Source organism: Treponema primitia ZAS-1 (genome assembly GCF_000297095.1).
GTDB lineage: Bacteria > Spirochaetota > Spirochaetia > Treponematales > Breznakiellaceae > Termitinema > Termitinema primitia_A.
This window is the reverse complement of the sequence record NZ_AEEA01000061.1, coordinates 1-13553: the sequence shown is the minus strand read 5'-3', so window position 1 is coordinate 13553 and position 13553 is coordinate 1. Positions and strand designations below refer to the sequence as shown.

At 48.7% G+C, this 13553-nt stretch carries 15 protein-coding genes and 1 tRNA gene; 7 read left to right on the top strand and 9 right to left on the bottom strand.

Going from position 1 to position 13553, the window contains the following annotated elements:
• Positions 1–31 precede the first annotated feature (31 nt).
• The 6 genes from TPRIMZ1_RS18915 to TPRIMZ1_RS0111995 all read right to left on the bottom strand — a co-directional run bounded on the left by TPRIMZ1_RS18915 (position 32) and on the right by TPRIMZ1_RS0111995 (position 4444).
• Positions 32–385 carry a VRR-NUC domain-containing protein gene (locus TPRIMZ1_RS18915; protein ID WP_010259843.1) on the bottom strand — a complete coding sequence of 118 codons (354 nt, stop codon included), beginning with the start codon at positions 383–385 and terminating at the stop codon, positions 32–34.
• Complete coding sequence (locus TPRIMZ1_RS0112015) at positions 385–1983, bottom strand: AAA family ATPase (RefSeq protein WP_010259841.1); 1599 nt, start codon at positions 1981–1983, stop codon at positions 385–387. The genes TPRIMZ1_RS18915 and TPRIMZ1_RS0112015 overlap by 1 nt, the downstream gene beginning before the upstream one ends.
• 99 nt (positions 1984–2082) lie before the next feature.
• Positions 2083–2322 carry a helix-turn-helix transcriptional regulator gene (locus TPRIMZ1_RS0112010; RefSeq protein WP_010259839.1) on the bottom strand — a complete coding sequence of 80 codons (240 nt, stop codon included), beginning with the start codon at positions 2320–2322 and terminating at the stop codon, positions 2083–2085.
• Positions 2323–2408: 86 nt separating this feature from the next.
• Positions 2409–3131 carry a hypothetical protein gene (locus TPRIMZ1_RS0112005; protein WP_010259837.1) on the bottom strand — a complete coding sequence of 241 codons (723 nt, stop codon included), beginning with the start codon at positions 3129–3131 and terminating at the stop codon, positions 2409–2411.
• Between the two features lies 1 nt (position 3132).
• A complete protein-coding gene (locus tag TPRIMZ1_RS0112000) occupies positions 3133–4206 on the bottom strand; it encodes a site-specific integrase (RefSeq protein ID WP_010259834.1) in 1074 nt (357 codons plus the stop codon).
• A 164-nt stretch (positions 4207–4370) separates the two neighbouring features.
• Positions 4371–4444 (bottom strand) — tRNA-Arg (locus TPRIMZ1_RS0111995).
• Between the two features lie 497 nt (positions 4445–4941).
• Between TPRIMZ1_RS0111995 and TPRIMZ1_RS0111990 the strand changes: the two genes are divergently transcribed.
• Both TPRIMZ1_RS0111990 and TPRIMZ1_RS0111985 read left to right on the top strand, forming a co-directional pair.
• Positions 4942–6030: a Gfo/Idh/MocA family protein gene (locus TPRIMZ1_RS0111990; protein ID WP_010259830.1), complete on the top strand. Its 1089-nt coding sequence runs from the start codon at positions 4942–4944 to the stop codon at positions 6028–6030.
• Between the two features lie 8 nt (positions 6031–6038).
• Complete coding sequence (locus TPRIMZ1_RS0111985; RefSeq protein WP_026043688.1) at positions 6039–7028, top strand: sugar phosphate isomerase/epimerase family protein; 990 nt, start codon at positions 6039–6041, stop codon at positions 7026–7028.
• Here TPRIMZ1_RS0111985 and TPRIMZ1_RS0111980 read toward each other — a convergent pair.
• The gene (locus TPRIMZ1_RS0111980) at positions 7025–8227 is read right to left on the bottom strand and encodes an NADP-dependent isocitrate dehydrogenase (protein ID WP_010259824.1); all 1203 of its coding nucleotides are present in this window, start codon (positions 8225–8227) and stop codon (positions 7025–7027) included. The genes TPRIMZ1_RS0111985 and TPRIMZ1_RS0111980 overlap by 4 nt on opposite strands.
• 103 nt (positions 8228–8330) lie before the next feature.
• Here TPRIMZ1_RS0111980 and TPRIMZ1_RS0111975 point away from each other — a divergent pair, with 103 nt between their 5' ends.
• A complete protein-coding gene (locus tag TPRIMZ1_RS0111975; RefSeq protein ID WP_010259821.1) occupies positions 8331–8876 on the top strand; it encodes an O-acetyl-ADP-ribose deacetylase in 546 nt (181 codons plus the stop codon).
• Here TPRIMZ1_RS0111975 and TPRIMZ1_RS0111970 read toward each other — a convergent pair.
• Both TPRIMZ1_RS0111970 and TPRIMZ1_RS0111965 read right to left on the bottom strand, forming a co-directional pair.
• Complete coding sequence (locus TPRIMZ1_RS0111970) at positions 8866–9159, bottom strand: DUF167 domain-containing protein (RefSeq protein WP_010259818.1); 294 nt, start codon at positions 9157–9159, stop codon at positions 8866–8868. The genes TPRIMZ1_RS0111975 and TPRIMZ1_RS0111970 overlap by 11 nt on opposite strands.
• Position 9160: 1 nt before the next feature.
• Positions 9161–9721 (bottom strand): hypothetical protein, encoded by a 561-nt coding sequence (locus TPRIMZ1_RS0111965; protein ID WP_010259816.1) that lies wholly within the window; start codon positions 9719–9721, stop codon positions 9161–9163.
• Between the two features lie 41 nt (positions 9722–9762).
• On the opposite strand from TPRIMZ1_RS0111965, the gene TPRIMZ1_RS0111960 reads away from it, so the two are divergent.
• From TPRIMZ1_RS0111960 to TPRIMZ1_RS0111945, 4 genes are all read left to right on the top strand, one after another.
• Complete coding sequence (locus TPRIMZ1_RS0111960) at positions 9763–10542, top strand: hypothetical protein (RefSeq protein ID WP_010259812.1); 780 nt, start codon at positions 9763–9765, stop codon at positions 10540–10542.
• A 12-nt stretch (positions 10543–10554) separates the two neighbouring features.
• On the top strand, positions 10555–12240 hold the full coding sequence (locus tag TPRIMZ1_RS0111955) for a hypothetical protein (protein WP_010259808.1): 1686 nt from the start codon (positions 10555–10557) through the stop codon (positions 12238–12240).
• 583 nt (positions 12241–12823) lie between these two features.
• The gene (locus TPRIMZ1_RS18910; RefSeq protein WP_010259804.1) at positions 12824–13159 is read left to right on the top strand and encodes a prevent-host-death family protein; all 336 of its coding nucleotides are present in this window, start codon (positions 12824–12826) and stop codon (positions 13157–13159) included.
• On the top strand, positions 13156–13542 hold the full coding sequence (locus TPRIMZ1_RS0111945) for a putative toxin-antitoxin system toxin component, PIN family (RefSeq protein ID WP_010259801.1): 387 nt from the start codon (positions 13156–13158) through the stop codon (positions 13540–13542). Before TPRIMZ1_RS18910 ends, TPRIMZ1_RS0111945 begins: the two co-directional genes overlap by 4 nt.
• The last annotated feature ends 11 nt before the right edge of the window (positions 13543–13553 follow it).

Here is a 13553-nt window from a genome sequence, read left to right as displayed (position 1 = left end):
TAAGTTTAAAATACAGCTCCATACGGAACTGTTACTCTCCAAAGTTTAGTATCCCCGTCTTTAAGTACCCCCTTTCACATAAGATTTTTTCAATGTCTTTTGTTGACCTAGCAACAACGACAACACCTCCCAAACTTTCAACGGCCTTTAAGAATTCTTTTTGAATATCTGATAGCCGCCCCTTGTCTGCTTTACATTCAACCGCCAGGACTTTTCCACCGGGCAGCACTCCAAGAATGTCTGAACTCCCCGGTTTACCGAATCTGTAAAACTGTCCGGGCCGAATCTGGATCGCTCCCACGCCATTGCGCCATGCATAAAAACCCATATCCTCTAAAAACTTCAAACAAGCCCTTAAAACCTTACTTTCCGGTGTATTTGACATTAGAATAACCCCAATGCGGAATAGCCGCTTTCACGTTGAGTTATTGATCCGTTGTCAACCAATTCTTTACATCGGACTTCTACGGTTTCAAGGGGAATGTCCAATAACTCTGATAAATCCTTGACGGAAACAATTTGCGGATCAAAATCCATTATTGTTTTTAGGATCATATCATCTGTTTCTGCCTTATTTTCTACGGGTTCGGTGTTCGGTTCGTTCGGTTTTCCTAGTGGAGCCGAACCGAACGAACGCTCAGAGATGGTTTCAGAGGGTTTAATCCGATATTGTCCCTGGTAAAGATTTTCAATTAGCCCGGAATCTGCCAGCTTTTTTGTTTGCTCGGAAATGGTTGACCTCGCCTTGTTCAATGCTTTGGCAATTTCCGAAACCGTGAATGTTCGGGACTCTGCTTGTAACAAATCAATAATTGCCGATTGCGTTTCGTTTAGCCGGGTTTCGACCTTGAATTCCTTTTCATCTGAAATTGTCCAGGAACCAACAGCGGAGTTAAATTCTAACTCATAAACAAGATCATCCCGAACCCGCCGCCCGGTTAAAAGCAATTCAGCTTTTGATTCTCCCCTTTTTCGTTTTAGTAGTAGGGTCTGATCTGCTGTTGCGGATAATCCTTGACTGCCAAGAACCATTTCTGTCCAATCCGAACTATCACCGCCACCCTTTTTAGTATGATGAATTGCAATTATACAGATAGAAAATTCATCTGCTATGGCTTTTAGAGAACTTGCCGTTCTCACCACTTCATTGTAATCATTGCCGTCTTGAATGCTTAGGAACTTCCCGAATGTATCAACGATTACCATTTTTATTCCGGGGTTCCGTTTAATATATGCTCTTAACTCCGTTGTCCCGGTCATTTTAGTTTCATATAGAAAATCTTCGCTTCCATCTGCTCCCAATGACAATAGCCGTTCCTGTAAATCTTGTGGGGTGTCTTCCAAGGTTAGATAAAGAACTCTCATTTTTTTGACTTTGATCTTCCCTAGAACAAAACCGCCAGACGAAACCGCCAAACCCATGCAAAGTACAAGCCATGACTTACCCAGCTTTTGCGCCCCCACCAGGATTGTTAATCCCTGTCGAATAAGCCCAGGAACAGCCCAATTTATCGGAGGGAATTCTTTTTGCAATAAATCTTTGATATTTCCGCCACCCGTACTGCCTAAAGGTTTACTGCGTACCGTTTCAATGATAGCGTTTAAGCCGTCCTCGATTTCTTGACGTGATACGGAACCGCTCTCAATACGTTCCTTGAATAAAGCAAGAGTTTCCCATGTTTTGAATTTATTGTAATCTTCCAAAAGATTATTAAAATAAAATTCCTGGTTATCCTTTACGAAAGAGTAACCGCCCACCATTTTTTTCAGACGGTCGGAGTCCTGGACCCCAAACCCACAATTTTTTATAAGAAGTTCGTTATTGATTATTACAAACCCTTTCTTTTTTAATCGTGAAATTTCGATAAAAGCCTTTTGGTAAAATCCGGTGAACATCTCCGGAGTCATAAAATCCGGGACCGGGAGTCCTTCCAGAAAAGCGCCTATCAGAGAATCTTGCGTTTCGGTATTTCGGGGGATCATTCATTGCCCCCATAGTTGTTTATTTTTTTGAACGGTGTTAAAATGGAATTAGATTGTTTCCTGTTATAGCCACCGTTTCCCTCTGCCGGGTTTCGGTGGTTATCCATTTATGATCCTTTCAGCCTCTTCCTTTATCTCATAATCAGCGGATTGCCGATGTCGGTAAACGTATTCTTTCAAATCGGATAATTTGAAAAATACACGCTTGCCACCTGGACGGTAACAGGGAACTTTTCCAGAGCATACCAATTTGTAAAGATAGCTCTTTTTGAAGTTGAGAAATTCGGACGCTTGATCAATGGTAAGCGGCCTTTCTTGAATTGAAATTGTTTCGGTCATAGTTTTCTCCCTAAAAATGATTTATGGGAGTAACATAGATTATCTTTTCGTATATTGGACGTTCAAAAAGTATGCAAAAAATATAATTATTTTGTTCTAGCTAGAGATACCGCCTTTCGACACGATATTTCACTAAATGGATTACCATCTGATTGCAAAAATGTCTCTTGAAGAAAACGCCAATCAAAATTTCTTTCTTTAGGTGATATTAAATATTCATCTGCATTATCTGACCTATTTATATAATCATGTAAAGCAATAGCTACATCATCAAGGCTCTTTACTACCCTTACACCATCATGATACAACATAGCCTTATCAATCAAATATTCAATATAGGAGGATTTTCTTTTATTGGTGATAATTCTTGCATCTGGTTCGGTAAAATATGCGTCTTCTTGAGCTGCTGTAACTAAAAGGTTTACGTCAATGCAATCTATATCTTTAATAATTGAATCTCTATTAAAATCACCCTCTAGTATTGACCTCGGCCTAACCCTGAATTGTAAACAAATCATCTTAGTCAATTCTTTTATGGCATTTTCGATTGATTCAAGTGTTGGTATATTACCCTTGAATATTTCTACATCCAACACATTCGCAAGTTCTCTTATGTATTGGAATTCGTCAGGTTCGGTAATTTTTTCCCTGCCATAAAAAAATGTTATCATGAAGCGATAGGCTTCTTGAAATGTAAGATCGTCAGAATCCTTTGTGAATGATAATCCTATCTTAAAGTTATACAACCAATCGGCAAGCATGAGTATTGTACACCGCAAAAGAGATCGTCGTTTTTCTTTATCCAGCATTCTACTTGTTCCCCTCCAAAATCTCGATAGGCGGCAGGGAATCAATGGCTTTTCGTAAGCTCTGATCAGAGACTGCCGTATACAATGCCGTTGTTGAAACCTTGGCATGGCCTAGGAGCTTTTGAATCGTGTAAACGTCCACCCCCATTTCGTGCAGCAGGGAAGCGGCAGATCTACGGGCAGCGTGCCAAGTAATTTTCTTTTCAATTCCGGCTTTTTGGGTCCATGGCACTAGGTTTCGGTTGGTATCGGACTTAACCGCCGCCAATAATGGAAAGACTGGTTCTGAATGATGGTGGATCTGGTTATCGTTTATAAGCGCCCATGCGGAATTATGAAGGGGAATAATGACCCTCTTTTTAGTTTTTATCTGCCGCTTAACAATCTGAGCGCCGCTTTGGGTTCTTTCAATGTCTCCCCAGCTTAGGGACTTTAAATCCGACACCCGTAATCCGCAATAACACGAAAAAAGAAAAGCCCGTTTTACATCCTCGCCAAGTTTCCCATTTATCGGGGTCTTAAAAAGTTTTTGAACCTCCGCCAGGGACAAGAATTCTCTGTCTGGTTCAGGAACGGCAATCGACTTGATCCCCTCCGCCGGGTTACTGACAAGGACATTTTCCCGGACGGCTTGGGCTAGGGCCATGCGAACCGCAAAGGCATAAGAATTAGCCGATGTTTCGTTTAATCCCGAATCCTTTACGAGATAGTTTTGAAAATTGGTAAACCACTTGGCATTGACCTGCCCAATCTGAATTGAGATGCCACCAGGGTATTTCTCAAGATAAGGCAGCACTTTGCAAATTCTATCCTTTTTTTTATCCCGGCCCTCCCCCATTTTTTCGATAAACTTGAAAAGGGTTTTCTTTGCCCCTGTCTGATCCTGCAATCCCCACTGCCCGTCAAAAAGCTGCCCTTCCCTCACAGACCTTGCATACTTGGCCTTTCGCAAAATATCCTTGTCCTGGTCTGGATCTCCGGTCAAGGTCAGCTTCAATGACTCCCATTTTCGGCTCCCATTCACGTAAATATCCAAGTACAATTTTTGCCGTTTTTGCCGAATTTTCACTCCCATATTGACCCCCTAAAACGTTCTACAATACGTCTACAAAAAAGACTATAACAAAGGAAAACATAAGTCAACAAGGGAAAATGAGAAATTTGCTAAGTCTATATGTAGTAATGAATTAGAAAAAATAGGCTAACAAAGGAAACATAAAAAAACCCCCAAAAGGGGGATGAGAGATACACGACTCGAACGTGCCACCTTCAGCTCCGGAGGCTGACGCTCTATCCAGATGAGCTAATCTCTCATAAATTCTATAATCCAACTATATTAGGATACAGGATTTGAAAACCGGTGTCAAGAGGGTGGAGGAGGGTAGGCATGTAATTATGCCGTTCAAACGAACCCACCTGTAAACTCTCATGATTAGCAGGATATTTGATGATATACAATGGACAATTGAGAATCTGAGGAATTTAAAATCCTGTCCCCTCGACTATGTCCCAAAAGTTTTGAATGTATCACTTTGGATACGAATACTTTTTTCCTATCGTATTGATGCGGATCGTTTAAATACAGAATAGTATAGGTACGCGGATTGAAATCCTTTACCTTTATAGGTCTAAACGTTTGGACCCCGTCGCACTCCGTACGAAGTCGGGATTTATTGATGATCCGCCGGCACTGGTTCAACCTTGCAATGCGCCTGCAACTGTGGTACATTTGGCTGTCGTTTTTACAATACCGAATTCAGAAAAGGGAATCCATACGGTATTAACGGTTTTGAAAATAAGGAGTGCGTTTATGGGAAAAATTAAAGTTGGAATTGTCGGGGCCGGAGGGATGGCTTTTTACCATTATGAAGGCTTTATCAAGGCCGGCGCCGAGGTGATTGCCATGGCAGATGCGGATCCGGGCCGCGCTAAGGGTTTTGCGGAAAAGCGGGGCATAGGCAAGGTTTATTCCAGCCTTACGGAAATGGTTAGCGCATGCCCTAATCTGGATGCGGTTTCAATAATTACCCCAAATAAATTTCATAAACCCCTGGTAATTGAAGCCCTGGGACTGGGCAAGCATGTGTATTGCGAAAAACCGCCGGCCCTGAACGCCGGAGAGATGGAAGAAATGCTGGCCGCCTCGAAACAGGCAAAGAAACAACTTATGTTTGATTTTAATAACCGGGCTCGGCCGGAGTCCCAGGCTATCATTAAGTACATCAAAAAGGGGAGGGTGGGGACCATTAATTCCGCCCAGGCTACATGGATTCGGCGTGCGGGCATTCCCGGATTCGGCGGTTGGTTTACCAACAAGGCCCTCTCGGGGGGCGGTCCGGTTATCGATCTGCCCCACATGCTTGATCTGGCGTTGTACTTCATGGGCTACCCCGAACCGGACTATCTCCTGGGTACTGCTTTCTACGACTTTATGGACAACAAGGCATTCAAAGGACCCTGGGGTATCCCCGATGCGGCCAAGGGGGTTACGGATGTGGAATCATCCTGCCATGCCATGCTTACCTTCAAAACAGGACAGAGCCTCCAGATCCGCAATTCCTGGGCGGAGTTTAATGAACGGGAAGTGGTGTCCGTTACCTTCCAGGGAACTAAGGCCGGGGGTAAGGTGGAACGGCTCTTTGAAATTGAGGGTATTGATGAAACCTGTATAGATAGCTGTCGTCTCTTTACCGAAGAATTCGGCAACCAGGTGGATCTGGACATTAAAACCGAAAAGGATGAACACATGGGCCGGGTGGCCAATGCCGCCAATTTTGTGCAGGCCATTTCCGGCAAAGCCGAGCCATTAAATAAACCGGAAGAAGCCTTAGTGTTGATGAAGATAATTGACGCCATGTATAAATCAGCTTCATCAAAGAAGCCTGTGCAGATCAAATAGGAGGAATGATGACTAGAATAGTTACGCTTGCGTCGGGACAATTTGGGGATCTTTCCCTGGAAGAATTGTGCGTCCTGGCGAAAAAAATGGGATACGATGGTTTGGAATTGGCAACCCATGCGCATTTTGATGTTTCAAAGGCCTTAAAAGATGATGGATATATACCCAAGGTATGGGAAACCCTAAAAAAATATGGTTTGAAATGCCAGGCCATAAGCGCCCATCTAACCGGGCAATGCGTGGGGGATCTCTGGGACGAACGGCTGGACAATTTTGCCCCAAGCCGGCTTGCGGGGAAGCCTAAGGAGATCCGGGACTGGGCTGTTGAAGAGATGAAGAACACCGCCCGGGCGGCGAAGAAATTCGGCGTAAAGGTGGTAAACGGTTTTACCGGCTCCCCCATTTGGGCACGGTGGTATTCCTACCCCCAAACATCGGAAGAAATGATCGAAGCGGGGTTTCAGAAGATCTACGATCTCTGGACGCCTATCTTTGATGTCTTTGATGAATGTAAGGTAAAGTTTGCCCTGGAGGTGCACCCTTCGGAAATCGCCTTTGATTATTACACCACCAAGCGGCTTCTGGAAAAATTTAAGTACCGGAAAACCCTGGGCCTTAATTTTGATCCCAGCCATTTGGTATGGCAGGGGGTGAGCGAAACAGTATTTGTGCGGAAGTTTGCAAAGCAGATCTACCACGTCCACATGAAGGATGTTAAGCTTTTTAAAAATGAACTTGGGGGTATCCTGGGTTCCTTCCTGCCCTTTGGGGATACCAGGAGGGCCTGGAACTTTGTTTCCCTGGGGCATGGCAATGTGGACTTTGACGGTATTATCCGCGAACTAAACGCCGCAGGCTACACCGGCCCCCTTTCGGTGGAATGGGAAGACAGCGGCATGAACCGGGAAGCAGGCGCAACAGAAAGCTGCGAATATGTCCGGCGGATCAACTTTTCCGCCTCCACCGTGGCCTTTGACAGCGCCCTTAAGCGGGATTAGGACAGCCGGGAAGCCACGGCGTCAATATATTCCCAGGAGTCCAGGGCTTTAGCGGGGGAGGGAACCGCCAACCGGGCAAGGTCGGCGGTCATTTCCCCGGCTTCTATGGCTGCCAGAGCGGCGCGTTCCAGCTTTTTTGCAAAATCTCCCAGCTCCGGCGTGTTATCAAGCTCCGCTCTTTTTGCTAAGGCGCCGGTCCAGGCAAAAATCAGGGCCACAGGGTTGGTGCTGGTCTTTTCGCCCTTCTGCCAGCGGTAGTAATGCTGCTGCACTGTTCCGTGGGCCGCTTCGTATTCCACCGGCCCCTGGGGGGAAACCAGGACGCTGGTCATCATGGCGAGGCTCCCGGAGGCGCTGGCGACCATGTCGCTCATCACATCGCCATCGTAGTTTTTGCAGGCCCAGAGAAAGCCGCCCTCACCCTTGACCACCCGGGCTACCGCATCGTCGATGAGGGTGTAGAAGTAGCTGATTCCCGCGGCGGCGCATGTATCCTTAAACTCAGTTTCGTATATTTGATTGAACAGTTCCTTAAACCGGCCATCGTAGGTTTTAGAAATAGTATCCTTAGTGGAAAACCAGATGGGGAGCTTTTCATTGACGGCGTAGAGGAAGCAGGCGCGGGCAAAGCTCTTAATTGATTCATCCAGGTTGTGCATCCCCAGGACCACGCCGCTGCCCTTCATGTCCGCCACCGGAGTACGTTTTTCGGATCCATCGGCGGCGGTATACACCAACTCTACCTTGCCGGGGCCGGGGATCAACATTTCTGCGCTTTTATAGATATCGCCGTAGGCATGGCGGGCAATAACGATGGGCTTCTTCCAGGTAGAAACACTGGGGGTAATACAGGATGCCACTATAGGTTTGCGGAACACCGTCCCGTCAAGGATTGCCCGGATGGTGGCGTTCGGGCTTGGGTACAGGGTCTTTAACCCATACTCGGTTTTACGGGCATTGTTGGCGGTGATGGTGGCGCACTTTACCCCAACCCCCAGGCGGCTGATGGCGTGGGCGGATTCGGCGGTGACCGCATCCCCCGTGGCTTCCCGGTTCGTCAGGCTGAGATCGTAGTATTCGGTCTTGAGATCCACGTAGGGAAGGAGCAGTTTTTCCTTTACCAGAGCCCAGAGCACCCGGGTCATTTCGTCCCCGTCGATCTCGGCGATTGGATTTTTCATAGGTATCCGCGCTGCCATGCTTTTCCTCCAGGGTTTTTATAGACCAAGTGTAGCAAAATTTGGGGATTTCGTAAACCGCCGAGCTCTTTTTTTTCTTCCACCAATACACTATACTTGTAGCATGATTACCTGCACCGTTGAAGCCGTTCTCGGCGATATAACCAAGCTTTCGGTTGACGCCATCGTGAACGCCGCTAACTCAAGCCTTTTAGGCGGGGGCGGCGTGGACGGAGCCATACACCGGGCTGCGGGGCCGGAGCTTTTAGCGGAGTGCCGTCGTATCGCCGAAGCGCGCCGGGATGTAGAGGGCGGTCCCTGTCCCGCAGGGGAGGCGGTTATCACCGGCGCCTACAAGCTGCCCTGCAGGAAAATCATCCACACCGTGGGCCCGGTCTGGTACGGAGGCTCCCGGGGCGAACCGGCCTTACTGGCTTCCTGCTACCGGAACAGCATCATCCTTGCCCGGGATTCAGCCTGCCACAGTATTGCTTTCCCAAATATCAGTACCGGGGTCTACGGCTACCCAAAGGAACTGGCCGTTGCCGTGGCCATAGACGCGGTAATGGAAACCCTGCCAAAAACACCATCCATAACCAAGTTAGTCTTTGTGTGCTTCGACAGGGTTAACCTCGATCTGTACAACGAGAAATTGGGAATTAGGAATTAGCAATAATTTTTTCCAGCTTCTCCCGCACCGTCAATGGCAGAGCCAGAGTTTTAAGCCGGGACTTTTCCCCCGCAGTAAGGGTGATGTCTTTCTTGGGGCAGTCCAGGGTCTTTGCCAGGAAGGAGCGGAGTTCCGCGTTGGCCTTGCCGTCTTCGGGGGCTGCGGCGATTTTTATCCGCAGGCGGTTTTCGCTGAGGCCTGCGATTTGTGATTTTGAGGAACCCGGCACGGCCTTTATGTCCAGGAGTATCGATGCTCCGGCAATGCGCAAACAGTTCGTCATATTAGGAAATTTCCCTGGGGGAAGATTTACGGGGGGAGGGGAGCCAACGGGGCTTGCCTATGCGCCAGGTAAAGGAATAGTCCCCGGCGCCTTTTAAGGGTTTTATGGCCAGGTTGGCCACCATGGCCGCCCTAAAAAAAACGGGGTTTACGGGCGGCATATCCCGGCTCTGTTCCAGGAGCGGCCCATCCACCGGGGCAGCCAAGGCAGTGCAGAGGACCAGGCTGGGGAAGGGATACAGTACCCCGGGATAGGGCAGCGGGGGAGGGAGCAGGTCGAGGGCCGGGCCGAAAAAGCTGTGGAAACCAGGGCAGGGAACCAAAGCCGGCTTACCAAGGCTGAATTTGCTGCCAATGGCGGCGGACCGGAGCTCTGCGGCCAGGGATTTGAGTTCGTCCGGGTTAAGGGGCCGTAAAACCCGGGCTAGGGGAGCGGCCTGCGGGAAGGACCACGCGCCATGTATGCCGGCGGCAAAGAGGAAGCGGCTTTGAGCACGGAGGGGAGCGCCCATGGAAGGATGGGGAATAAGAATCACAAAATGAATGGAATCATGAGTTTTCATAGTTGCGTTCCCATGCTATACTGATTATATAAGGAAAAACAATGAAATATAAGACTAAGCTTCTGGTGGACCGATTCGTTGGAGTGCTTTCCGGCTGGCCCGGCGTTGAATGTGTTTCCCTTAATGAGGCCGCACAGCCGGATACGCTGGATTCCTATTTTGCCCTTATCCTGGATGTATTTTGTTCCGGCGCCATACCAAAGCCGGAAGAACGCTGCGCTTTTTACGGCGATGATGCGGTGGTCTTTGAAACCGCAAACCAGGGTAACAAAGATCGGTTCCTCGTTGGGGATATACCGGTACGGATTGAGTATAAGGCCACCGGGAAGATCGATGAGCTTATTGATATTGCGGATACTAAACGGGATCTGCTGTGGCTTATTAAAGATTCCGGTACCTATGGGTATTACCGGCTGAGCTATGGGGAAATTCTCTTTGCCAGGACCGACTGGATAGAGAAGATACGGGAACGGCTTCTCAACCTGGATATTTCTTTCTGGCAAACCATACGGGATGCCAATCAGTCCAAGATGGAACATTATTTGAGCGATCTCGGCGCTGCTCTGATCCAGGGGGATGACTTTCACTACCTGATCTCCTCCGCAGGCTTTATTAAAGCCGCCTGTTTAACCCTCTTCTGTATTAACCGGCGCTTTGAACCTTCCCATCGGGCCTATTTTAAGCAGATACACGGACTTTCGGTTCTGCCCGAATCGTTTCTTACCCAGTTTGAAACGTTTCTCCACAACGAGGGGGATCTGACCATGGAAAGGAAGTATTCCCTGGCCCAGCTTATGGCCCGGGGAATTATTGCCCTGTAACGGCTGAGCGACATGCCCTTTAAAAAACCAGTCGGGATTTTTTGGCGCCTATTCCTGCTTTCCCTGGGTTTCGTATCCTGTACCGCCTATAAGGAGCCTGCCGGCATAGCCCTGTACGGCGCGGGGGACGGGGCGGTACTGTATGCCCTTTCCAAGGAGTCCCTTTCCGGGCGTATCTCCCTGGCCAAGCCGCAAAAATTGAGTTATGTACTGGAAGGCGCCGGGGCAGGGGGAGAAAATCTGTCCCTGGAATTGGACTACCGTTTTCCAAATGAACTGGCCACCGAGTATCAAATTACCCTGGAGATAAACGAAAATACCGCGTGGCTGCTTCCCCTGGACGCCTCTTTCCTGGGGATCGAAACAGTCCCCGGCAGGATCCGTTACGGAATTCCCCTCGCTTCCGATCCAATCCACACTATTACTGTTACTTTGGAGAAAAAGGATGATGCAAAAACGCTTAGCCCCGGTGAGGATTTTTGGTTTGAACTTACTGCGCTGGGAATAATCAAGCGCTGGTATGGGTTTGCCATGGAAGAAACGGCGCTGTCCGCCACCCCTTTTGTATTTTACGATCCCCAGGATGATGCCCTGCGTATCGATCCCCTTAAGCCCTACCGGATTAAGGGCAGGACGGAATTACAAACCGTGCTTGGAGAAGATTCCGGGGGAAATATCGGATACCGCGTTGAGGCAGCTACGGTTTCCTATGAGTGGAATTTTCAGAAAACGGAACGGATCTTCATCCCCTGGGGAGTTTTTCCCGATGATCCCTATCCCCTGAGGATAAGCGGAAAGCCCACAGCTTCCCTGCGCCTGGGAATCGCGGTGAACCGGCCTTTCCCGGCGGAACCGGTGACGGCGGACCCGGGGTTTATCCTGGCTTATTCCCGGGCAGCCTGGCGGGACCCGCGCTTCGAGCTTTTCCGGTGGGACCGTTTTCCTTCGATACTCATCTTTGATACCGCGGATTATGCGGTCCAGGATCGGATGCTTAAACGGCTCGCCTTCTTTACGGAAAAGACCGGCTTCCGCGGCCGCCTTGCCCCGGATGCGGAGATTGCGGATCTCCACGGCTGGAACGCCCACGATTACCGGGCGGAGGATCTGGCCCGGTTTTTTGAGGCAGCCCGGGCGCAGAATTTTCCGTTGCTGCCGGAGGAACGGGAACTGGAGGCCATTCTTTTACATGCGGGAATCATCGTTTTGAACAATTCCGGATATACAAGCGGGAAGGGGGCGATCATCGCGATCTCCCGGGAATCGCCGGATTATCTCCGCAACCTCTTCATGGCCCACGAGGGATTCCACGGTTTGTTTTTCATTGACGAAGATTTTCGGGACTTTAGCCGCCGCCGCTGGGATACGCTTCCCCGGACCGCGAAACGGTTTATCCTGTCCTATTTTGATTTTCAGCATTACGATATGGCCGATTCGTACCTGATGGTAAACGAGTTCATGGCCCACTGTCTCCAGCAGCCGGCCTCCCTGGCGCCCAGATATTTCGGGGAAACCCTGGCGGGACGGATCAATGAGAGTACCTGGCGCTATACGGTACTCCCCCCCCAGGATGAAGCCACCGGTACCTGGCCTGAACTTGCCGCCGCCTTTTCCGCAGAAGCTAATGCCTTTTCGTCTTACGTAAACCGCCGCTGGGGGTTGGCCGGCGGAAGAACCTGGATCGTTACTACCCGGTGAAGCCACGCGCATACTGGGTTCCCGAAAGCACACAAATGGTAAGGGGGGGCCTGTCAGGAAAGAAAAGCATGGGACCTCCCAGAGGGTCCCTCCATACTTTTCCTTCCTGACACCCCACTCCGTACTATGTGTAAGTGTGTTTTCGAGCCTCGGGGGCGCATGGCTTCACCGGGCCGGTTCGCAGAACCGGTGAGGCAGGCTGGGTAGATGGAGCTGCTGAGTCTTGCCGCTAAGTTATGCGGCAGAAACCCTATGGATCCCCAAACAGTTCGGGAACGCACTAACGTATTCGGAGGTACCGCTGGACTACAGCTACACTCCGTTAAGTGAAACAAAAGCCCCTATGGACCCCCTAAGCGGCTCGGGAACGCACACACACTAAGTTATCGGGGGTGACAGTGGAACAAATATCAGGGGGACCCTTTGGGGGTTCCGGATATTTGTTCCAGCTGGCAGGCCCCCATACTTCGTATTGTGCGTTCTCGAAACCAAGTTAAGGGGTCCATAGGGGATTAAGCAATTTGTGAACGTTTTGATTGACGATTGTATACCAATATGGTATACTTAAAATAAGAGGTATATTATGGGCGCCTTGAAATTTTTATCCATGCGGGAACTCAGAACATCCACCGGGAAAATTAAGGAAATGCTTACGGAGGACAAAAAACTGGTGGTAACCAATAACGGGAAGCCGGCGGCGATTATGCTTGAAGTCAGCGAGTTGACCCTGGAGGATATGCTTTCAGACATACGGCAAATGCAGGCGAAACGAGCTTTGCGGGAATTGCAAAACGCCGCAGTTAAAAACGGAACCGCTTCGATGACCATGGATGAAATCAATGCTGAGATAGCCGCTGTACACAAAGAGCGGATCCTTACGAGGGGACGAAAAGCCAATCCTCGTAGGAAAAAATATTGACCCCCCGGGTTGTACTTGATACTAATATAATTGTTTCCGCTATACTTTCAAGAAACGGTAATTGCGCAAAAATCCTTGATATGGTGTTTGATAATGAGATTGAGTATTGGTATTCCCGGAATATTATATTTGAGTATGAAGATGTGTTATCCCGGCCGCAATTTAACTTTGATCAAAGACAGGTTAGTATAATACTTAAAACCTTGCAAGAAAAGGGTACCCTCATCAATCCGGATGTAAGTACTATTCCATTTATTGATGAGGAAGATAGAATATTTTATGATACTGCAATGAGTGGAAAATCGCTCCTGGTTACCGGAAATAAAAAGCATTTTCCAAAGAAATCTTTCATCATAGCCCCCGCCGATTTTTTAGTGATATAGCCATGCGTCCC